This is a genomic window from Ramlibacter sp. (genome assembly GCF_050250995.1).
GTDB lineage: Bacteria > Pseudomonadota > Gammaproteobacteria > Burkholderiales > Burkholderiaceae_C > Ramlibacter.
In genome coordinates this window covers 17,611-38,930 of sequence record NZ_JBFWNP010000029.1, presented here as the reverse complement: position 1 = coordinate 38,930, position 21,320 = coordinate 17,611, and the positions used below count along the sequence as shown (strand labels likewise).

Genomic DNA, 21,320 nt, shown 5'->3' with positions numbered 1-21,320 from the left:
AGAGACTTTGGTCGGATTGAAGCGGCGGCGGGCCGTCGTGGATAGTGCGCCATGGCCCTGACCGCACTTCCACCGCCGGCCTCGACGACTGCTCTGCCGCCGCTTGGCACCGAAGCCGTAACGGCGTCGAGCACGAGCACGCGCGCAAGCGCCGGATTCTCCGAAGCCGTCCAGCGCGGCAGGCGAGCCGCACCGACCGGTGGCGCCGCATGGCGGAAGGCCACGGCATTTCTGTGCCTGCTGGTCTCCTCCGCCAACAACGCCGACGGCGCGGCGCTCGGCCCGCTCATGAAAGGCCTGCATGCCCATGCCCACATCGACAGGTTCACCGCCGGCACGATCAGCAAGTACCCGGGCAGTTGCGAAATCACGACCCGGGTCTTCGACGCCTTCGCAAGCTTCGATCGGACGCAGGGCGCCGGCAACCCCGAACTCGATCTCTACGCGCTGCCGATGTTGAACGGCCAGTTCGCCCTGGTACAGAACACGTTCGAGCACTTCCGCGACAGCCCCGACGCCGCGGAACACCTTTCGGTGCCGAGCTCCCAACTGCTGTGCCCGCTCGATGCCGGACCGGCGAGGGAACGCCTTGCCGCACACCTGGCGCGACACAAGGACATGCGCTTCACGGTGCATGAAAAAGCCGGTTCGCTCGCGGCGGTGCAAGGACCCATGGACAGTCCACGCAAGCTGGTCCTCGAAAGTTCCAATTTCGTGGCGGACTACATACGATCGCACGATATCGCCGCCTCCGATGCCTTGATCCTCGAGGCCTCGGCATGGGCCGGGTTCACGAGCAACGCCCGGGGACGTGCGCAGTTCCTGGAAGACCTCGGCAGTTTCGGTGTTCAGGTCGCCGCCATCGACGACGTCGTGCTGTTCCTGCAACGCAGTGCCGTATCCGATGAGCAATTCGCTCTGCACGGCGCCCAGGTGCTCAACGAGGCCAGGGCGGTCGCCCGAGGCGGTCCGCCGGACCGTCCTTCGGCGCTGCTGGCCGACCTGCTGCCCACCGGCATCCGCCACGTGATCCTCGTCGCGCTCCCGCGGACGCAGAACTGCGCGGCCGCCGCTCGCAGTATCGGCGCGGCAAGCGTCGCAGGCGAAGTGCGTGTGCTCATGTTCATCGTCTCGAACACATCCGACCCGGAAGCCGACAACGCGGCAATGGCCGATCCGTCGACGAGGAACCACCAGCGAATCAGAGTCACCGACACCTTCTGCACGGACGAGGGTCCGGGCGCGCGCACGATGCTCGGGCGCGCGGCCATCCACGGCAATGTGACAACCCTGCGCCTACTCTGCCGGTCGGCCGCCGGCGATCGCAGTCTCCAGGAATCGGTTCGGGATCCTCGAGGCATCACGGTGACCGTGGCGCCCGCCGAGGACGTGGCAAAGCTCGTCGACATGGGTCCGGCCTCCGAGACGGCCATCGTCCTGTCGGACCAGGAGGGCCACGAGTTCTACCGTGGCGATCGGGAGGCCATGGCACGCCTGTTCCGCCAGTTCGGCTGGCTCGCCGGGAGCCTGCCGCTCCAGGGCGAGGGCGCGGCGGAGGACGCCAGCATGACCGTGCTGCTGCACATGACGCCCGCACGCGCCGACGTGTTCCGCCATCACGACTTGCCCGTCGGAGAGGTGTCCGCCCAGGCGCCGGACGTGGTCGCAACGATGGCGCAGATCGCCATGCACGGCGCGGCGCGGGGCTTCAACCCGCAGGCCGCGCACGCCGACGATTCCCGGGCACCGGAGGGGCGGCTCGTCGCAGCGGTGTCCGTCGTGGCCGCGAGCCTTGGCCTCGGCGTGCTCGTGAAATACATCCAGAACCGTCACGAGGCTTCGGCCAGGACGCAGCGCGCGGCGGAAGAGAAGACGCAACACACGAAGGCAGCGAAAGCGCAAGGAGAAAAGGACCGCGACGCCGCTGCCCAAAGAGATCGCGAGCTCGAACGCATCCAGATCGAGCGACGCGCCAAGCTGGCGAACAGGCGCTCCGTCAAGGAGGCTGCCGAGATCGACTGCGAGTGGCAGGCGCAGCTTGCCGAGCAGAAGACTCGCCATGTCCGGAGCGCCGCACGTGCCGCCTCCGACGACCCCGCGTTCCCGGACGAAGAGGACGAAGAGGACGAAAAGCACAACGAGGCCAACGCAGGCATCGCTGCTTCTTCCGCCCGGATCGTCCCCACCGTCGGCGTCGACTCGGGCGCCGACCCAACGGACGCCCACGGCTCGGCAATGCGCGCCGAGCACCAACGCAATCAGCAGCGCAAGGCCGCGGAACGCCGCCGGGCGCTGACGGCGCCCTCGTCCGAGGCGCCTGAACAACCCGGCCAGATCATGCGCAACCGCCGGCCCTATCGCACGGACAAGCCGCCGAACTGGATCGAATGGACTGCGTCGAAGTGGATCGATTTCGACTCGCCGGAATCGCTTCTGACGATCATGTCCGGGCTCCAGGGCGTGCGGTACACGCCCGGAAAGGGAAGCCACTTCCACCTCCACCATCCCGGCGTCAAACGGCTGACCGTCGCGCTGAGCGTCTTCCGCCGGCGCCCCGAATGGGTGATCGAAGACGTGAACTGCTTCCTCGGCTGGCGGGCGTCGAGGATCGAGGAGGCCGCCGGACCCGTCCGCTCCGCGTCCTCACGCGAAAGCGCGGCGACGCTCAGCGCACGCGGCCCGAATCGATCCAGGCCTGCGTTTCCTTCATCGTGAGGCGGTAGCGTGCGCAGTTGTAATCGGCGAGCGCTCCGAGTTCCTGTTCCAGCAGCGCCGCGAAACCCGACGCATCCGCGGCGGGCAGCGCGAGCGAAGCGACCACGGCGGGCGCACGTTTGCCGTCTCGCACGATGGCGCAGACAGCTTCGTTCAGCGCCTCGCGATGGCGCACCCGAAACGGGTCGGGCGCGCCCATCGATTCGAGCAGCACGCGATAGCGGGCGTGCGAGCGGCGGTAGGTCCACTCGAACAGGTCCACCGCGAGCGACACGTCGCAGAACTCGTAGACGCCCATCATCGCCAGCGCGTAATCGTCCCGATCGACGTCGAGAAAGGACAGCGGCGACTGGTTATGCAACATGAGCGGCACGTTGGCGGCGAGGCGGCTCACCCGCTTGTTGCCGTCCTCGAAGGGCTGCAGGTAGGCGAGCTGGACCCAAAGGAAGAACGCGGCCTCGACAGGATTGCGCACCTGCTTCGACTTCTCGATGACGAGGCCGAACATCTCGTGCAACACGGCCGGCGCCTGCATCGGCACGTAGGTCGTGCCGCTGATGTTCACCACCTTCTCGCGGATGGCGCCGAGCGCGGACACGTCCATGAGGAGATCCTGCATCAGCACCGCATGCATGTTGCGCAGGATGCCGGCGTGAAGCCCCTGCGTCGGCACCGCGTCGACGAGAAACTCGATGGCCGCCTTGTGATTGAGCAGCATCACGGAATCGGTGTCCGTGGCGGTCCGGCCGCTCCTGAACAGCCGCTCGGTGTCGAGCAGGGTGTAGCGGTTGCCTTCCAGGCGCGACGACGACCACGAGAGGTCGATCAACAACTGTTCGAGCACCTTCCGCGCATACGTCCCCGCGGGCATCTGCTCCGGCAACCGGCCGAGCGCAGCGAACTCGGCGGCCAGCTTCGGCGGCAGCAGGAAGATCTCGTTGGGCCGGTACAGGTCGACGAAATCTCGCCGATAAGTGACCGGTCGTCGCGTCACGAGCGGCGCCTGCAGGCGCCGGCGCAGTTCGAGACTGGCGGAGGTCCAGTCGGGCCGGGGCGAGAGGGGTTCGATACCGGATGCCGCCGTCGCCTCGACAGCTTGCGTCCGGACACCGTACCTCGGGCCGCGATCCACGGCAACGAGCCGATAGCGCGTGGCTCTTGCGCGCCCCGTCACCTCGACCTGCCCCGTCGCGACCAGCTCGGACAATGCGCGCTTGACGCCCGCCGTACTCGCCCCCGTCAACGCGGCGAGCCGAGTCGAGGAGACGAACTCCATCCCCTGCGCGGAGGAAGAAGCCAGCGCGAGCAACAGCGCCTGGGACGTGGAGAGGTCTGGGGAGGCCACGGCAATCGGATCGGAATCGGCTCAGCTGCGGGTGAGCCAATTGTAGCCGATATGAGCCAATACGATCCGATTTGAGCCGATATGAACCGATTCGATGCAGGCGCCGGGCGTTGCTCGACTCACGCGGCCGCGTGCGCGTCCGCGGTGGAGAGAACATGGTCGGCCGCGTTGGCCGGCGCGTACAAGACGTCGACCACCACGTCGCGCCAGCCGACGTGGAAGGCGATCGGCAGAGACTTCCGTCGATTGAACCCACGGGCTCGGCCGGTCGATAGTGCGCACATGGCCTTCGGTTCCTTCCACGCCCTCCCCCAGGGCGCGCTTGCGCAAGCGTGTCACGCGCACCAGTCCGAGCATTCGCAGCCCCCGCAGGGGCTCGCCGCTGGCGGCTCATCCCCCCACATCGCAAGTGCGCGCGCTCATGCCGGATACGGCAGGCCGTCGTGGGCGAAGGTGTTCGCATGCCTGGTGGGCCTGGTGACGGGAAATGCGGCCGGGGCCTCGGGACGGGCGGGTGAAGACCGGCCCATGACCCGCGAAGCCGCACTGCGTCAGGCCGCGCTCCTGCAAGGGCTGGAAAGCGGGGCCGGCATCGACGTGCGCATGGCCGGCATCGCGACGCAGGACCGAATCGGCTGCGCCGACTCGCTGGCCTTCCTGTCCGCGGTGCGCAGGGACGCGCCCGGGCACGAGAGCACATCGCTGATCCTCCAGTCGCACCGCATCACACGGCAGGAGGTCGATGAAACCAACGCGGTCCTGGCGTACCTGCCCGCGGACATCTATGCGTCCAACCTGGCAGGGCATCTGTGCGGTCGGGATTCGAGCCGGACCAGCAAGGCGCTCGAGAAAGCGTACGTCACCCGGCAAGACCGGTTGACGGTCCGGCACGCCTTGGCCACCCCCTCCGGCCCGGTCGAATGGAACAGGTCCGACGCCGCAAGGCACCTTCGCGTCGTCACGCCCAAAGCGGCTCTTTGGGAAATCCTTCACGCACCGGTCGATGCATCGACAGTCGTCATGCTGCGGCGCGCCGAGTTGGAACACCAGTTTCCATCGGAAGGCGAGAGGGAAGGCTTCCTCGCCAGGACCGCATTCGGAGGCCGGCTCGCCGGGGCGCTCGACGAATTCGTCTACTTCGCGCCGGCACGCGCGGACGTTCAGGCCGAATTCGAGCGGCATGGCGTCCGGCCACTCGTTGGAATGCCGCTTCCCGCATTCTGCCGCCCCCTGGAAAGAGTCGCGGCATTGATCGGGGATCTCTTCGACGCGGGCGTCGTCAACACGTTCTACGTCAGCAGCCCGCAAACCCGGTATGGCGACCCCGTCGGCTGCGCGGTCGTCACACTCACCCTGGCGGGAGCTATCGGCGCGGACAGGCTGAAGTTCCACACCTTGCACGCGCTCGACGAGCGGGACCTTACGCCGCTTCGCGACATGAACGCACTTGCGGACGATCCGGCGCGCGCTCCCTATGCCGCTCGCGCCATGTCCCATCTGATCTGCGAATCCAACGCTTACGAGAGCATGCTGCTCGCCTCGCTCACGCAGCCGGGGGTCGAGATCGAGTTCTATGGGGAAGACCAGCGCGCACTTGCGGCGGGCCTGGCCGATCCCCGCCTGCGCACCGTCACGGCAATGGACGCCGAGGGCGCTCTGGAGAGTGTCCGGACGCTTCAATCGAACGCCGGAACGTTGTTGATCGGCGCCGACCTGAGCGCCCTGGGTCTCGGCGGCGATGGCTTCGACCTCGCCGCCGACGCGTACCGACGAGAGGGGTATCTCGTGGCTCGGACGCCGATCGACATCGAGACCACGAACGGCACGCTCGTTGCGAATATCACCCTCATCGTGCAGGCCACCGACAGGCAAAGGGAAGTCTTCGAGCGTCACGGCCTCTCCGTCGGCAGTTCGGTGGTCAAGGCGTCGCCGCTGCCGCTGCACATGATCGCCACGAATGCCGCGTTGCTTGGTGCCACGCCGCGTCGGGCCGAAGGCGACCTCTCGAAGGCGACGAGCTATGCCGCCGTGACGGTGGCCGCCCTCGGCGTGCTGGGGGTCGCCCTCCGGGAGGCCGTGAATCGGCACGAGGCGCGGAAGGTCGAGAAAGCCGCGAAGGCGCAACGCGATGCGGATGCCGAGAAGGCCGCGCAACGGGAGCAGCAGAGGATCAAGCGCAAGGAAGGCGCGAGGAACTACCAGGCGATGCTGCGGCTTTCCGAGAAAGAACTCGCGGCGCGCAACCACAATCTGCAGTTGCGACTGGCGCAGGCGAAGGCGGAGTTGGGCCTGCACGACGACGACGGCGAAATTGACGCACCGGCCAAGGACGAAGCGCGAGCCAGCGCTGTCGACGCTGCGGCCACACCTCTCCCGTCCGCCGCCGCGGAATCGAGCGGCGACGACGTCAAGGACGGAGTCGATGCCGGAATGCGCGCCATGCACGCGGCGCACGCGAACCGAAAGGCCGGGCTGCGTCGCCGGGACGCCGCGTCCGCGACATCCGCCGCGCACCCGGCGCAGCGTGTACGCCAGGACATGCGGAGCAAGCAGCCGTATCGAAAGCAGCCGGCCCCGAACCAGGCGGAGTGGGATGCCATCGACTTCAAGTCGACGAAGGCGATCGCGGAACATATGTCCGCGCGTCCGGACATCGAGGTCGGACTCACCGGCGGACACATGACCCTCAAGTCTCCGGGCGTCAAGATGCTGACCGTCGCCCTGAGCAGCTTCAGGCGGGACCGGGACATGGTGAACGAGGACGTCAATACCTTCCTTGCCTGGCGCGCCTACGTCGGGGCGGAGGACGGCGCCGCCGGCGGCTAAGACCTGCTCAATGCGCCGCCTGCGCCGGCGTCACTTCCCAGTGCTGCATCACGCGGTCCTGCGCGTCCACGCTCTCCAGCCGCACGCGGAAGCCCCACAGCCGCGCGACGTGCTTAACCACCTCCTCGGCGCTGTTGTCCAGCGGGCGGTCGCTGCTGCGCACGTGGCGCAGCGTGAGCGAGCGGTCGCCGCGCGCGTTGACGTTCCACACCTGGATGTTGGGCTCGCGCCAGCTCAGGTCGTGCTGGCGCGCGAGCGACTCGCGCAGGCGCCGGTAGCCGGCGTCATCGTGGATGGCCGCGACTTCCAGCTCCTTCTGCGTCGCGTCGTCGTGGATCGCGAACAGGCGCATCTCGCGCATCAGCTTCGGGCTCAGGTACTGGCCGATGAAGCTCTCGTCCTTGAAGTGGCGCATCGCATAGTCGAGCGTCTTCACCCAGTCGCTGCCCGCGATGTCGGGGAACCACTCCCGGTCTTCCTGCGTCGGGTTCTCGCAGATGCGGCGGATGTCCGTGAACATCGCGAAGCCGAGCGCGTACGGGTTGATGCCGCTGTAGCCGGGGTGTGTCACGGGCGGCTGGAACACCACGTTGGTGTGCGACGACAGGATCTCCATCATGTAGCCGTCGGTCAGCTGGCCCTCGTCGTACATGGTGTTGAGCAGGGTGTAGTGCCAGAACGTCGCCCAGCCCTCGTTCATGACCTGCGTCTGCCGCTGCGGATAGAAGTACTGCGCGACCTTGCGCACGATGCGCACCACCTCGCGCTGCCACGGCTCCAGCAGCGGCGCGTTCTTCTCGATGAAGTACAGGATGTTCTCCTGCGGCTCGTCGGGAAAGCGCTTCTGCTTCTTCTCGGCCTGCTTGCCGGCCTTGGTCGGCAGCGTGCGCCACAGGTCGTTGACCTGCTGCTGCAGGTAGGCCTCGCGCTCCTTGCGGCGCTGTTCCTCCTCCACCATGCTGATCTTCTGCGGCCGGCGGTAGCGGTCGACGCCGTAGTTCATGAGCGCATGGCAGGCGTCGAGCAGTTGCTCCACCGCATCGATGCCGTGACGCTCCTCGCACTCGGCGATGTAGCTGCGCGCGTACACGAGGTAGTCGACGATCGAGCTCGCATCCGTCCACATGCGGAACAGGTAGTTGCCCTTGAAGAACGAGTTGTGGCCGAAGCACGCATGCGCCATCACCAGCGCCTGCATCGGCATCGTGTTCTCTTCCATGAGATACGCGATGCAGGGGTCGGAGTTGATGACGATCTCGTAGGCCAGGCCCATGTGGCCGCGGCGGTAGTTCTTCTCGTTGGAGATGAAGTGCTTGCCGAAGGACCAGTGCCGGTAGTTCACCGGCATGCCGACCGACGCATAGGCATCGAGCATCTGCTCGGACGAGATCAGCTCCAGCTGCGAAGGATAGGTGTCGAGCCCATAGCGCTCGGCCGTGCGCCGGATCGCGTTGAAGTACAGCTCGATCAGCTCGAAGGTCCAGTCGGACGGCGCGGGCAGGCGCTTGCCCTCGGGCACGACTTCGCCGATCAGCTCGGGGAGTTCGATGATGCTCATTCGGGCCTCACCCCTGGACGGGAACGGGATTTTTCTTGAACAGCTCGCGGAACACCGGGAAGATCTGCGAGGGCGAGCTGATCTTCTGCATGGCGAATTGCGGGTTGGCATCGCGCACGCGCGTGTACTCCTCCCACAGGTTCTGGTCCTCGTCCGCCACCTGAACGTAGGCGTAGTAGCGCACGAGCGGCAGGATCTTGTCGTCGAGCAGCTCGCGGCACTTCGACGAGTCCTGCTGCCAGTTGTCGCCGTCGGACGCCTGCGCGCCGTAGATGTTCCACTGGCTGCCCATGTAGCGCGCGCGGATGATGTCGTTCATGAGCGTGAGCGCGGACGATACGACCGTGCCGCCGGATTCGGTGGCGTGGAAAAATTCCTCCTCGCTCACCTCCGAGGCCTGCGTGTGATGGCGGATGAACACGACCTCGGTCTTCTCGTAGTGCCGCGAGAGAAACAGGTAGAGCAGGATGAAGAAGCGCTTGGCGAGGTCCTTGCGCGACTCGTCCATCGAGCCCGAGACGTCCATCAGGCAGAACATGACCGCCTTGCTCGTGGGCATCGGCTCGCGCACGCGGTTGCGAAAGCGCAGGTCGAACGGATCGAGGAAGGGCACGCGCTTCATCCGCGCCTTGAGCTCCTCCACGTCGAGACGCGCCTTCTCGATCTCCTCCGCCGTGCCCGAAGCTTCCATCAGCGCGAGGTGCCGCTCGGCGTTGCGCAGCTCGCGGCGGGGGTCGCCTCCCATCGCGATGCGCCGGGCAAGCCCCGCGCGCATGGAGCGCACCACATGCAGGCTGGTGGGGTTGCCTTCGGAGATGAAGCCCGCGCGGCGCGACTTCCACTCCGGCACGTCGGCCAGCAGCTGCGTGCGGATCATGCGCGGCAGCGCGAGGTCGTCGAAGAAGTAGTTCATGAACTCTTCGCGCGAGATGCGGAAGGTGAAGTCGTCTTCGCTCTGCCCGTCCTGCGAGGCGCCGTTGCCGTTGCCGCCGCCTCCACCGCCGCCTTGCGGCCGCTGGATGCGGTCGCCACGCACGTACTCCTGGTTGCCCGGATGCACGATCTCGCGGCTGCCGCCGGGCGCGTGGCCAAACGTGGGTTCGGTCACGTCGCGCCGGGGCAGGTTGATGTCGGCGCCGCCCTCGATGTCGCGAATGCCGCGGTCGCCCACGGCCTTGCGCACGGCCTCCTTGATCTGCTCGCGGTAGCGGCGCAGGAAGCGCTCGCGATTGCCGATGGACTTGTTCTTGCCGGACAGGCGGCGGTCGATCACCTGGTGGAGCATCGAGCGCTCAGACATGATGGCAATCGCCTTTCATCGGGGACACCGCGGAACCGGCTTTGCCGGGCCGCTGGTGGCGCCCCTCGAGGGGGAGCGCCGCAGGCGCTTCGGGGTGGTCCAATTCTTCAGCTGCTCTTGCGAACGCGCAGATACCACTCGCACAGCAGGCGGACCTGCCGCCGCGTGTAGCCCTTCTCGACCATGCGGTTGACGAAGTCCTCGTGCTTCTTGGCCTCGTCGGCGCTCGCCTTGGCGTTGAAGCTGATGACGGGCAGCAGCTCCTCGGTGTTGGAGAACATCTTCTTCTCGATCACCGTGCGCAGCTTCTCGTAGCTGGTCCACACCGGGTTCTTGCCCGCGTTGTTGGCGCGCGCGCGCAGCACGAAATTGACGATCTCGTTGCGGAAGTCCTTCGGATTGGACAGGCCGGCCGGTTTCTCGATCTTCTCGAGCTCGGCGTTGAGCGCCGCGCGGTCGAAGATCTCGCCGGTGTCGGTGTCGCGGAACTCCTGGTCCTGGATCCAGAAGTCGGCGTAGGTGACGTAGCGGTCGAAGATGTTCTGGCCGTACTCCGAGTACGACTCGAGGTAGGCCGTCTGGATTTCCTTGCCGATGAACTCCGCGTAGCGGGCGGCGAGGTGTTCCTTGATGTAGGTGAGGTACTTCTGCTCGACCTCGGCGGCGAACTGCTCGCGCTCGATCTGCTGCTCGAGCACGTACATCAGGTGGACCGGGTTCGCGGCGACTTCCTCGGAGCCGAAGTTGAAGACCTTCGACAGGATCTTGAACGCGAAGCGCGTCGAGATGCCGGTCATGCCTTCGTCGACGCCCGCGTAGTCGCGGTACTCCTGGTAGCTCTTGGCCTTGGGGTCGGTGTCCTTCAGGTTCTCGCCGTCGTAGATCTGCATCTTGCTGAAGATGCTCGAGTTCTCGGGCTCCTTCAGGCGCGTGAGCACCGAAAACTGCGCCATCATCTTCAGCGTGCCGGGCGCGCAGACGGCGTCCTTCAGCGAGGAGTTCTGGATCAGCTTGTCGTAGATCTTGACTTCCTCGGTCACGCGCAGGCAGTAGGGCACCTTGACCACGTAGATGCGGTCGAGGAAGGCCTCGTTGTTCTTGTTGTTCTTGAACGCTTTCCACTCGCTTTCGTTCGAGTGCGCCATCACGATGCCGTCGAACGGGATCGCGCCGAAGCCCTCGGTGCCCTTGAAGTTGCCTTCCTGGGTGGCCGTAAGCAGCGGGTGCAGCACCTTGATGGGCGCCTTGAACATCTCGACGAACTCGAGCAGGCCCTGGTTCGCGAGGCACAGGCCGCCGGAGTAGCTGTAGGCGTCGGGGTCGTCCTGCGCGAAGCTCTCGAGCTTGCGGATGTCGACCTTGCCGACCAGCGACGAGATGTCCTGGTTGTTCTCGTCCCCCGGCTCGGTCTTGGCGATGCCGACCTGCTTCAGGATCGACGGGTAGCGCTTGACGATCTTGAACTTGCGCACGTCGCCGCCGAATTCCTCGAGCCGCTTCACGGCCCAGGGCGACATGATCTTCTGCGTGTAGCGGCGCGGAATGCCGAACTGCTGCTCGAGCAGCGGCCCGTCCTCGTCGTTGCTGAAGAGGCCGAGCGGCGACTCGTTGACGGGCGAGCCCTTGATCGCGTAGAACGGGATCTGCTCCATGAGCTGCTTCAGGCGCTCCGCGATGGACGACTTGCCGCCGCCCACGGGACCCAGCAGATAGAGGATCTGCTTCTTTTCCTCCAGCCCCTGCGCGGCATGGCGGAAGTGCGAAACGACCTGCTCGATCGGCTCCTCGAGGCCGTAGAAATCCTTGAACGCCGGATAGACGCGGATGACCTTGTTGCCGAAGATGCGCGACAGTCGCGAGTCGTGCCGGGTGTCCACCATCTCGGGTTCGCCGATGGCGGCGAGCATTCGCTCGGGCGCCGAGGCGTAGGCGAGCGGGTCGCGCTTGCACAGGTCGAGATACTCTTCGAGCGACAACTCCTCTTCGCGCGTCTTCTCGTATCGCGTCAGGAAATTGCGGACTACGTCCATGAAAGCTCCTTCGGTTTTCAACTGGGGCCGGAGTACGGCGACCGGCACTTCGCCCGATCAATGTAACGTGGCGCGGCTGTTGGACCCCGTACGCACCTGTAGGCGGAATACCGACTTCACTGTAGGTGAACGGTAGATAAAAACAAGAGGGCGAGGTTCCGCGTCGTGGGGGAAACCACGAGACGTTTGCAGCCGCGCGCAGGCGCGGTATGCTCAGAGAGGTGCGTCGCCGAGCGTGAACCAGAGGGTCGCGCCCGCGCCCGGCGCGCCTTCGGCCCACACGTGCCCGCCATGCCGGGCCACGATGCGCTGCACCGCCGCGAGGCCGATGCCGGTGCCCTTGCCTGGGGCGGCGTCGTGGCGCGCGGGTCCGACCTTCGTCTCGTCGCCCGAATGAACGCCATGAAACGCATCGAACAGGTGCGCGGCCTGCGCCATGTCGAAGCCCACCCCGTTGTCGCGCACGAAATGCACCAGCGTGCCGTCCGCCTGGCGCTGCGAGCCCGCTTCGATGCACGCGTGGTCGCGTCCTTCGGTGAAACGCCACGCGTTGCGCACGAGGTTGTCGATCATCTGCGACAGCAGCCGCACGTCGCCGCGCGCATGCCACGGCTCGGCCACGATCTCGCGCACTTCGCGCGACGGCGCTTCCAGGCGGCAGCGCGAGAGCGAGCGCCGCACGAGCGCGGCGAGGTCGACGGTCTCCCACTGCAAATCGACGCGCGCGTAGCTCGCGAGCGAGAGCAGGCCATCCGTCAGCACGCCCATCTGCCGCACGCCGGCGCGGATGCGCTCGATGTAGTGGCCGGCACGCTGCGGCAATGCGTCGCCGGCGGCCTGCGCGAGCAGGCGGCTGAAGCCGTCGATGGAGCCGAGCGGCGCACGCAGGTCGTGGGCCACCGAGTGCGAGATCGACTCGAGCTCGCGGTTGGCGGCGGCGAGCTGCGCCGTGCGCGCCTCGACCCGCGCTTCCAGCCGCGCCTCGAGCTCCGCGCTCGCCCGCAGCCCCTCGCGCGCCAGGGACGCGCCGAGGTCGTCGACGTGATGGATGAAATGCAGGGGCCGCTGCGACGCGTCGCGCACGAGCGTGCAGCGCGTCCGGGCCCAGACCACGCCGCCGTCCTTGTGCAGATAGCGGCGCGTGTGCTCGCACACCGCGAGCTTGCCGGCGAGCATGGCCGCGACCTCGCACGCCATGTCGCGCGCGTCGTCGGGGTGCGTCAGCTCGGGGCCGCTCTTGTCCAGCAGCGCGGCCTCGTCGTGGCCGACCATCGCGGCGAAGGCCGGGTTCGCGCGCAGGACCCGCAGGTCGAGTCCGAGGAGGACCACGCCGTGCGGGGACTGGTCGAACAGCGCGAAGAAGTGCTGCACGCCGGCGCCAAGCATGGTGGGCGCGTTGGCCGCGGGGGCGGATTCGGCGTCGCTCATCGGCGGGGTGCGGGAAAGCGTGGGCATCCGGCGGCGGTCCTTTGCTGCGGAGAGCGAAGTATCCCGTCGGCATGGAGGGACCCATTAGGGAAATTGCCTAAATGGGCCTTCGGGCGATGCCAAGTCGCCGCACTCGGTGCGCGGCGGGGCCACAATGCCTATCGTGCCTTTGCAACAGGATATCCAGGGAGCGCAAGGCCGTGCGCCGGACGAGCGCCAGGCCCTTGCCTACGCCGCCGCCTTCGAGGCGGCGGGCGTCGGCATGGCCGTGCTCGCCCCCGACGGCCGCGTGCTGCAGGCCAACGCGGCCCTGTGCGCGATGCTCGGCTACACCCGCGCCGAGCTGTGCCGCTTCGGCCTTCAGGCCATCGTGCATTCGGAGGACGTGGAGTCCGACCGGGCGAGCCGCAGCGCGCTGTCGCAGGCCGGCGGCGGCGACCGCGCTGACGGCGGCGACGTCGAAGTCGTCGACCGCCGGCATCTGCGTTTTCGCGACCGGCGGGGCCGCACGGTCGATACGCAGCTCACGCGCGCGGTCGTGCGCGGCGACGACGGCGAGCCGCTCTACTTCGTCGACCAGGTCGAGGACCTCACCGAGAGCCAGCGCTCCGACAAGGAGATCGTGCTGCTCAACAACCTGCTGGAGCAGCGCATCCGCCGCCGCACGGCGGAGCTGGAGAAAAGCAACGAAGACCTGCGCGAATTCGCCTACTCCATCGCGCACGACCTGCGCGGGCCGCTCGCCTCCATCGACGGCTTCAGCTCGCGCCTGCAGGAAACGCTGGGCGCGGCGCTGGGGGAGCGTCATGCGCACTACCTGCGCCGCATCCGCGCGGGCGTGCGAACGATGTCCGAGCTGACCGATGGCCTGCTCGCGCTGGCCGACATCTCGCGCAGCGACCTGGTGAGGGTCCCCGTGGACCTGTCGGCCATCGCGGCCGACGTGGTCGAGCGCCTGCGGGAGCTGGACCCCCAGCGCCGGGTCGCGATCGTCATCGACGGCACGCCGCCCGCGATGGGCGATCCGCGCTTGCTGACCAACGTGATGGACAACCTGCTGTCGAACGCCTGGAAGTTCAGCGGGCGTCGCGACGACGGGCGCATCGTGTTCGGCGCGCTCGTGACCGACGGCAGGGCCGAATACTTCGTGAGCGACAACGGCGCGGGGTTCGATCCGGCGCACGTCGACAAGCTGTTCGTGCCGTTCCAGCGGCTGCACACCGCGGCCGAATTCGAGGGCACCGGCATCGGCCTCGCGCTCGTGCGCAAGATCCTCTCGCGGCACGGCGGCGGCATCTCGGCGCAGTCGAAGCCGGGCGAAGGCGCGACCTTCCGGTTCACGGTCGGGGACTCGTAGTCCCTACTGCGTCTTCGTCACCTTGTTCAGATGCGGCGGCTTGTCCGGGTCGAGGCCGCGCGCGCGCGCGAGCGCCTCCACCATCGGATAGAAACTCTGGATCGCGATCAGCGGATCGAGCTCTTCGGCGCCGCATTCCGCGAGCGGCAATTCGCCGCCCGGCCCTGCGAGCAGCACGCACGCGCCGCGCTTGCGCATCGTCTCGGCCAGGGCGAGCAGTCCCGCCTGCGCCGGGCCGCGCGGCGCGAAGACGAGCAAGGGAAACCGTTCGCCGATCAGCGCCATCGGACCATGCTGGACCTCCGCGCCGGAGAAGGCCTCGGCCTGGATCGCGCACGTCTCCTTGAACTTCAGCGCGGCCTCCAGCGCGACGGGCAGGCCCAGCCCGCGGCCGATCACGAACAAGCGGTCGTGCGAGCGCAAGGCCTCGACGGCCGCGGACCAGTCGGCCTGCGCGGCTTTCGCCAGGCAGTCGGGCAAGGCTTCGAGCGCGCGCAGCAAGGCCGCGTCGTCCTGCCACGCGGCAACGAGCCGCGCGCCCGCCGAGAGGGTGGCGATGAAGCTCTTGGTGGCCGCGACGCTGCGCTCCTCGCCCGCGTGCAGGGGGAACACCCATTCGGCGGCGCTTGCGAGCGGCGAGCCGGAAGCATTGACGAAGGCCGAGGTGAGCGCCCCGCCCTCGCGGAAGTAGCGCGTGGGCTCGACGAGGTCGGGGCTTTGTCCCGACTGCGAGAAGGCGAAGGACGCGAGGCCGTCGCAGGCAATGCGTGACTGGTACAGCGTCACCAGCGACATCGGCAGCGAGGTCACGAGCCGGCCAAGGCGCGCCATGATGAGGTAGGCCGCGTAGTGCGCGGCGTGGTCCGAACTGCCGCGCGCGACGGTCAGCAGCGACGTCGGCGAGCGTTCTCTCAGCGTCGCGCCGAAGGCGCGGTACGCGTCGGCGTCGTGGCTCAGCTGGCGCGCGACGACCTCGGCGGCCTCACGCGCTTCCAGCAGCATTCGCGTGCTCAAGCGTCGTTCCTTCGTCCTTCGATGATGACGTCGGTGAGTGTGAGCGCGGCATCGAGCACGACGATGTCGGCGTGCGCCCCGACTTCGAGCCGGCCGCGGTCGGCGAGGCCGAGGTGATCGGCTGCGTACGTCGACAATCTGCGCGACGCATCCTCGATGCTCGTGCCGATGCGCTCGACCAGGTTGCGCAAGGCCTTGTCCATCGTCAATGCCGAGCCCGCGAGCGTGCCGTCCGCGAGCCGCACGCCGCCCAGGCACTTGGTCACCGGCTGACGGCCGAGCTTGTACTCGCCGTCGGGCATGCCGGTCGCGGACGTGGAGTCGGTCACGCAGTAAAGGCAGGGAATCGCCCGCATGGCCGCGCGGATCGCGCCGGGGTGGACGTGCAGCAGGTCGGGAATGATTTCGGCGAATTGCGCATGCGCGAGCGCCGCGCCGACCATGCCGGGCTCGCGATGCTGCAAACCCGTCATGGCATTGAAGAGATGCGTGAAGCCCGTCGCGCCGCGTTGCAGCGCCCGCACCCCGTCGTCGTAGCTGCCGGTGGTGTGGCCGATCTGCACCCGGTAGCCGGCGGCCACCAGCTGCGGGATCTGCTCGAGGTGGCCGTGCATCTCCGGCGCGATCGTGAGGAGGCGCACGGGCACCATCGCATTCAGCTCGGCGAGTTCCTCCTGCGAAACGCGCCGCGCGAAGTCGGGCTGAGCGCCGAGCTTGCCGGGGTTGATGTAAGGGCCCTCGAGGTGGACGCCGAGGATGTGCGCCGCGTGCGAATCGGGCGCCGAGCGTACGGTGTTCAGTCCTTCGAAGGCCACGCGAAGGTCGGCCATGGGCGCGGTCATGGTCGTGGCGAGCAGCGCCGTCGAGCCATGGCGCGCGTGGCAGCGCGCCACGGTGCGCGCCGCGTCGCCGCCTTCCATGATGTCGCGGCCGTCGCCGCCGTGGACGTGCAGGTCGATGAAGCCCGGCAGCAGCAGCGCGCCGCCATTCGATCGCGCGGTGGCCTCGTCGATGGCATCGCCGCGGATCGCAGCGATGCGCGCACCGTCGATGTCGAGCGCGCCGCGCAGCCAGCCTTGCGATGTGAGGATGTTGCCTTCGAGTGTGCGCGTCACGACGTGGTTTCCGGCTCCTTGCTGTCGATGGCCTGTTCGGGATCTTCACGCGATCCCCGCACGATTCGCCGCGCGAGCCTCAAGGCGCCCATCGTCGGCGGCTCCGCGGCCTCCACGAGCCGCTCGCGCAGCTCGGGCGTGAGGCGAGGCGCAAGCCGCAGGCCGATGCTGCCGGCTAGCGCCAGCGGCAAGTCACCCGGCGGGTCCAGCGCCCACGCGATGCCTTCGATACACGCTGCCGCACGGTCGAGCAGCTGCGCAGCAAAGGGATCGCTCGCCTCGTATTCGAACACAGCGCGCGCGAGTTGGGCGAATTCGAACTGGCCCGCGTGGCTGCACCACGACTGAAGTGCGGTGCGGTGGCGACCGCAGTGGCTGAATACGTGGCGCGCGAGCGGACCGGGCCGCAAGCGCCCGTCCATCGCGGCTTGCGCCTGGCGCACCGCATGCAGGCCGAGCCACGCACCGCTGCCTTCGTCGCCGACCGGAAAGCCCCAGCCGCCGACGGTGCAGCGCGAGCCGTCGGCGCGCAGAACCTCGCCGATGCTGCCGGTGCCGGCCGCGACGATGGCGCCGGGTCGACCCCGGTGCGCGCCGAGGAGCATGGTGAAGGAATCGGTTTCGGCGACGAGTGCGGCAAAGCCGGGGTTGGCGGCGATGAATTCGTCGCGCCAGGGGGGATGGCTGACGCCGGAGAGGCCAGCAGCGAGCTTGCAGTTTCGCCAATCGGGGACGGGGAGTCCCGCTTCGTCGAACGCGCGGCGGATCGCGAGCTCGATATGCCGCCAGGCTTGGGGAATGCCCTGGCCGAGGGCGGACGGACCGGATTCACCGCCGCCCAGGACCCGGCCATCGTTCCGCGCGACGACCGCCCGGGTTCCGGTGCCCCCACCGTCGATGCCGATGATGTACTCGACCATGGGAGTTGGACCACGTCCGTGCGGAGGAGTTGCGGGGGAAGCGTTTCGAAGTGCTTCCTGGATCGCTTGTGTTGCACTGGCTCTCACGGAGGCACTAAAATGCGATCAGTCCCTTCCAGCTGCGTCCCACACCAGGCAATTGGAGCCGAAATGTCGTGCAGCAGAGAGGGACTATTTCTTTGGTTTTTCCCATAGCAGCAGGCCTTTGCTGCGCAAGCCCGCCTCGACTTCGGCTCGCTTGTCGTAGACGCTCGCGATGACATTGAACCGGGCAGGATGGCGCCCCACCTGGCGATCGCGATGCACGGGAACGACGATGTTGTTTCCACCTTTCACCTCGAGGGTGACGACGACCGCAGCGAGCTCCTGGCTCGCGCTCGCATAAATCGCCCTCGGGTTTTCCACAAGCAGGGGCAGGCGCTCCAACACCCCTTTCGTCACGCCATGGTCGAAGTGCGCTTTGTCGACGACCTTTCCCGTGACGACAAGGGGAAGCTGCGAAAAGCCGCACTCGATCAAACACTCCGGTGTCCGGCTTACGACAAGCACTCGCTCATGCGACGGCCTGCCGGCCTGGCATTCTTTGAGCAGCAATTGAATGGCGACGACATAAGCGTCGTAGCTCATGGCAAGCGGTGTTGAAGCACTGGATTGGCCGGCAATAGCCGCCAGCATCGCAAGTCGCGGGTCCCACGCCAACTAGACGAAAGTCGGAAACCAGACGGTTTGGCGTACCCGCGTGACCATGAGGCAAACCGACCCGGTTGCTCGGCAAATCATGATCGAATCGAGTCGCCTCGAGCCAGCCGAACCGCCCTCGGCATCACAGAGCAAATGGAGTTCAGCTCGACCCCTGACACGCAGCTCCAATGCCAACGCACGTCTGAGGCGTGGATGACGGAAGATCGCTAGCGTGTGGCGAGCATTCGACCTTACCGTGATCCTTCACGAGAAGCTGAATGCCACGGGCACGGCGATCGCGCCGAGCGCCGCCTGCAAGCGCGCGGCGAGCGCCGGGTCTTCGGCGCCGGCGATCCGCACGTCGGCGACCGCAGCACTTCCACGCTCCTTCGCAGTGACCACGATCTCGCGGCCATCGGCCTGCGATGCGAACAACTCCTGCAACTTGATCTCGATGGCCCGCAGCCGCAGCGCCGGCTTGTAGACCTTGCCGATGGCCGTGACCGGCAGCGTGTCGATCACGACGACGCGGCGCGGAATCGCGGGGCGCTCGTAGACGCGGGGCGCGACCTCGGCCAGCAGCGCGTCGCCGGCGATCGACGCGCCCGGCTTCAACGTGACGAAGGCCATCGCCACTTCACCCGAATGCGCATCGGGCTCGGCGACCACCGCGCACATCGCGACGCCGGGATGCGCGAGGAACGCATCTTCGACGAGTTGCGGGTCGATGTTGTGCGAGCCGCGAATGATCACGTCCTTCGCGCGGCCGGTAACGTGCAGGTAGCCTTGCGCGTCGATGCGGCCGAGGTCGCCCGACACGAGCCAGCCGTCTTCGAACATGCCCGCGTTGCGCGCCGCGTCGGTGTAGCCGGGGCTCACGTGCGGGCCGCGCAGCGCGACCACGCCGTCCTCGCGGATCTTCACTTCGCTGTAGGGCATGCGCAAGCCCGCCGAGCCGGGCACGCGCGGCGCATGCAGGGGCTCGATGGAGACGAGGCCCGAGCATTCGGTCATGCCGAGGATGTTGCGCACGGGGATGCCCGTCGCCTTCTCGAATCGGTCGGCCAGTTCGGTCGGCAGTGGCGAGCCGCCGGTGTAGGCAACTTTCACGCTCGCGATGTCCGCATCGACCGGCTGGTTGCAAAGGCCCGCGAGGATGGTGGGAACGCACGCGAGCGCGCCCACCTTCTCGCGTTCGCAAAACTTCCAGTAGTTGCGCAGGAACGCCGCATCGCGCATGCCGAGCACGGTGGGCAGCACCTGCGTCGCGCCGATGGCGAGCATGGCGAGTCCGTAGACGAACGCGCCGGCCACGTGGAACAGCGGGAAGCCATTGATCTCGACCGTGTTCTCGTCGAAGCCGTAGAACATGTGCGCGAACCACGAGGTGTGCGCCTCGTTGCCGTGCGTGTGCTGCACGAGCTTGGGCGCGCCGGTGGTGCCGCCGGTGTGAAAGAGCGATGCGATGCGCTCGGGCGAGAGCCGCGGGTCGAACTGGAGTGAGTCCGGCTGCGCGGCGAGCGCCTGCTCGAACACGGCCTCGTTTGCCCGTTGGGACAGCGCCGGGGTAGGCGCACCGGGCGCCGACACCCATAGGACCTGCCGCTGCTCGATCCCCGGAATCCGCCGCACGGCACCCGCCACATCGAGCTGCGCATGCTCGCCGAACGCCACGACCACCTTGGCGTTCGCCGCATCCAGCAAGCCCGCCACGTGCTCCGGTTGCAGCATGAAGTTGATCGGGCACGCACGCCCCGCCACCTGCGCGCCCCACAGCGCGTACTGCGTCGAAGGGATGTTCGGCGCGAGGATCGCCACGCTGTCGTCCGGCCCTACGCCAAGGCTGCGGAAGAGATTCGCCGCGCGGTTCACATTCGCGAGCAACTCCGCGTACGTGATGCGCTGCGGCGCCGTGTCGAGCTCGCCGTCGGGCAGGTAGACGAAGGCGTCGCGCGCGCCGTGCAGGCGCGCCGCGCGCTCGATCAGGCCGTAGGTCGTGCGCGCGGCAATCGCCTGCTCGCAGGGCGTGCGTTCCAGCGCCTCGATGTCGGCGAGCGAGCGGAAGATCACGGCGGGTCCTTTCAGCGTCGCGGCCCGCTCACGCCAGCCCCAGCAGCCGCATCGCGTTGCCCTTGAGGATGCCGGGCATCACCTCCTCGCGGAAACCGGCCTCCTGGAAATCCTTCATCCAGCGCTCGGGGGTGATGAGCGGGTAGTCGCTGCCGAACAGCACGCGGTCTTTCAGCAGCGTGTTGGCGTACTGCACGAGCTGCTTCGGAAAATATTTCGGGCTCCAGCCCGAGAGGTCGATCCACACATTGGGCTTGTGCGTGGCCACCGACAGCGCCTCGTCCTGCCACGGGAAGCTCGGATGCGCCATCACGATCTGCATGTCGGGAAACGAGATCGCCACGTCGTCGAGGTGGATCGGGTTGCTGTACTCCAGCCGCAGCCCGCCGCCGCAGCGCATGCCCGAGCCGATGCCGCTGTGCCCGGTGTGGAAGATCGCGGGCAGCTTGTGGTGGTCGATCACCTCGTAGATCGGCCACGCCATCTTGTCGTAGGGGTGGTAGCCCTGCACCGTGGGATGGAACTTGAAACCCTTCACGCCTTCCTGCGTGATGAGCCGCTCGGCCTCGCGCGCGCCCATCTTCCCTTTGTGCGGGTCGATGCTCGCGAAGCACATCATCATGTCGCTGTTCTCGCGCGCGGCCGCGGCGATCTCCTCGTTCGGGATGCGGCGGCGCCCCAGGTTCGACTCGCTGTCGACCGTGAACATCACCAGGCCCACCTTGATCTTGCGGTAGTACTCGATGGTCTCCGCGATCGTCGGCCGCCGGTTGTTGCGGAAGTACTTGTCGGCGGCGCGGTCGTATTCCTCGCCGTAGTTGTCGAAGGGGTTCCAGCAGCTCACCTCGGCATGCGTGTGCACGTCGATGGCGATCAGGTTGGCGTGGTCCATGTCGTCTCCGCGGATCAGGGTTAGCCCGGGGCCGGGACGGCACTTCGGGGCTTGTTTTTGGTTATTCGT

Annotated in this window: 15 protein-coding genes; 3 read left to right on the top strand and 12 right to left on the bottom strand. The window is 67.4% G+C overall.

Going from position 1 to position 21,320, the window contains the following annotated elements:
* Positions 1 to 51: 51 nt before the first annotated feature.
* Positions 52 to 2,715, top strand: a complete 2,664-nt coding sequence (locus AB7E83_RS17890) for a hypothetical protein (protein ID WP_428571847.1) — start codon at positions 52 to 54, stop codon at positions 2,713 to 2,715.
* Here AB7E83_RS17890 and AB7E83_RS17885 read toward each other — a convergent pair.
* Both AB7E83_RS17885 and AB7E83_RS17880 read right to left on the bottom strand, forming a co-directional pair.
* Positions 2,666 to 4,060, bottom strand: coding sequence for a Fic family protein (locus AB7E83_RS17885; protein WP_428571845.1), 1,395 nt, complete (start codon positions 4,058 to 4,060; stop codon positions 2,666 to 2,668). The genes AB7E83_RS17890 and AB7E83_RS17885 overlap by 50 nt on opposite strands.
* Before the next feature lie 119 nt (positions 4,061 to 4,179).
* Positions 4,180 to 4,344, bottom strand: coding sequence for a hypothetical protein (locus tag AB7E83_RS17880; protein ID WP_428571843.1), 165 nt, complete (start codon positions 4,342 to 4,344; stop codon positions 4,180 to 4,182).
* Between the two features lie 244 nt (positions 4,345 to 4,588).
* On the opposite strand from AB7E83_RS17880, the gene AB7E83_RS17875 reads away from it, so the two are divergent.
* On the top strand, positions 4,589 to 6,886 hold the full coding sequence (locus tag AB7E83_RS17875) for a hypothetical protein (RefSeq protein ID WP_428571841.1): 2,298 nt from the start codon (positions 4,589 to 4,591) through the stop codon (positions 6,884 to 6,886).
* Between the two features lie 7 nt (positions 6,887 to 6,893).
* On the opposite strand, the gene AB7E83_RS17870 is transcribed toward AB7E83_RS17875, so the two are convergent.
* The 4 genes from AB7E83_RS17870 to AB7E83_RS17855 form a co-directional block, all read right to left on the bottom strand.
* A complete protein-coding gene (locus AB7E83_RS17870; RefSeq protein ID WP_428571839.1) occupies positions 6,894 to 8,555 on the bottom strand; it encodes a SpoVR family protein in 1,662 nt (553 codons plus the stop codon).
* Positions 8,452 to 9,729, bottom strand: a complete 1,278-nt coding sequence (locus tag AB7E83_RS17865) for a YeaH/YhbH family protein (protein ID WP_428571899.1) — start codon at positions 9,727 to 9,729, stop codon at positions 8,452 to 8,454. The genes AB7E83_RS17870 and AB7E83_RS17865 overlap by 104 nt, the downstream gene beginning before the upstream one ends.
* Before the next feature lie 122 nt (positions 9,730 to 9,851).
* Positions 9,852 to 11,774, bottom strand: coding sequence for a PrkA family serine protein kinase (locus tag AB7E83_RS17860; RefSeq protein ID WP_428571837.1), 1,923 nt, complete (start codon positions 11,772 to 11,774; stop codon positions 9,852 to 9,854).
* A gap of 213 nt (positions 11,775 to 11,987) precedes the next feature.
* Positions 11,988 to 13,229, bottom strand: coding sequence for a sensor histidine kinase (locus AB7E83_RS17855; protein ID WP_428571836.1), 1,242 nt, complete (start codon positions 13,227 to 13,229; stop codon positions 11,988 to 11,990).
* Positions 13,230 to 13,365: 136 nt separating this feature from the next.
* On the opposite strand from AB7E83_RS17855, the gene AB7E83_RS17850 reads away from it, so the two are divergent.
* A complete protein-coding gene (locus AB7E83_RS17850) occupies positions 13,366 to 14,559 on the top strand; it encodes an ATP-binding protein (RefSeq protein WP_428571834.1) in 1,194 nt (397 codons plus the stop codon).
* Between the two features lie 3 nt (positions 14,560 to 14,562).
* Here AB7E83_RS17850 and AB7E83_RS17845 read toward each other — a convergent pair whose 3' ends face one another.
* The 6 genes from AB7E83_RS17845 to AB7E83_RS17820 all read right to left on the bottom strand — a co-directional run bounded on the left by AB7E83_RS17845 (position 14,563) and on the right by AB7E83_RS17820 (position 21,251).
* A complete protein-coding gene (locus AB7E83_RS17845; protein ID WP_428571832.1) occupies positions 14,563 to 15,573 on the bottom strand; it encodes an SIS domain-containing protein in 1,011 nt (336 codons plus the stop codon).
* Entirely contained in the window at positions 15,570 to 16,688 is a 1,119-nt protein-coding gene (gene nagA, locus AB7E83_RS17840) for an N-acetylglucosamine-6-phosphate deacetylase (protein WP_428571830.1), read from the bottom strand. The genes AB7E83_RS17845 and nagA overlap by 4 nt, the downstream gene beginning before the upstream one ends.
* Positions 16,685 to 17,608, bottom strand: a complete 924-nt coding sequence (locus AB7E83_RS17835; RefSeq protein WP_428571828.1) for a BadF/BadG/BcrA/BcrD ATPase family protein — start codon at positions 17,606 to 17,608, stop codon at positions 16,685 to 16,687. The genes nagA and AB7E83_RS17835 overlap by 4 nt, the downstream gene beginning before the upstream one ends.
* A gap of 171 nt (positions 17,609 to 17,779) precedes the next feature.
* Positions 17,780 to 18,235: a hypothetical protein gene (locus AB7E83_RS17830; protein ID WP_428571826.1), complete on the bottom strand. Its 456-nt coding sequence runs from the start codon at positions 18,233 to 18,235 to the stop codon at positions 17,780 to 17,782.
* Positions 18,236 to 18,553: 318 nt separating this feature from the next.
* A complete protein-coding gene (locus AB7E83_RS17825; RefSeq protein ID WP_428571824.1) occupies positions 18,554 to 20,359 on the bottom strand; it encodes an AMP-binding protein in 1,806 nt (601 codons plus the stop codon).
* A 28-nt stretch (positions 20,360 to 20,387) separates the two neighbouring features.
* Positions 20,388 to 21,251, bottom strand: coding sequence for an amidohydrolase family protein (locus AB7E83_RS17820; RefSeq protein WP_428571822.1), 864 nt, complete (start codon positions 21,249 to 21,251; stop codon positions 20,388 to 20,390).
* Positions 21,252 to 21,320 lie beyond the last annotated feature (69 nt).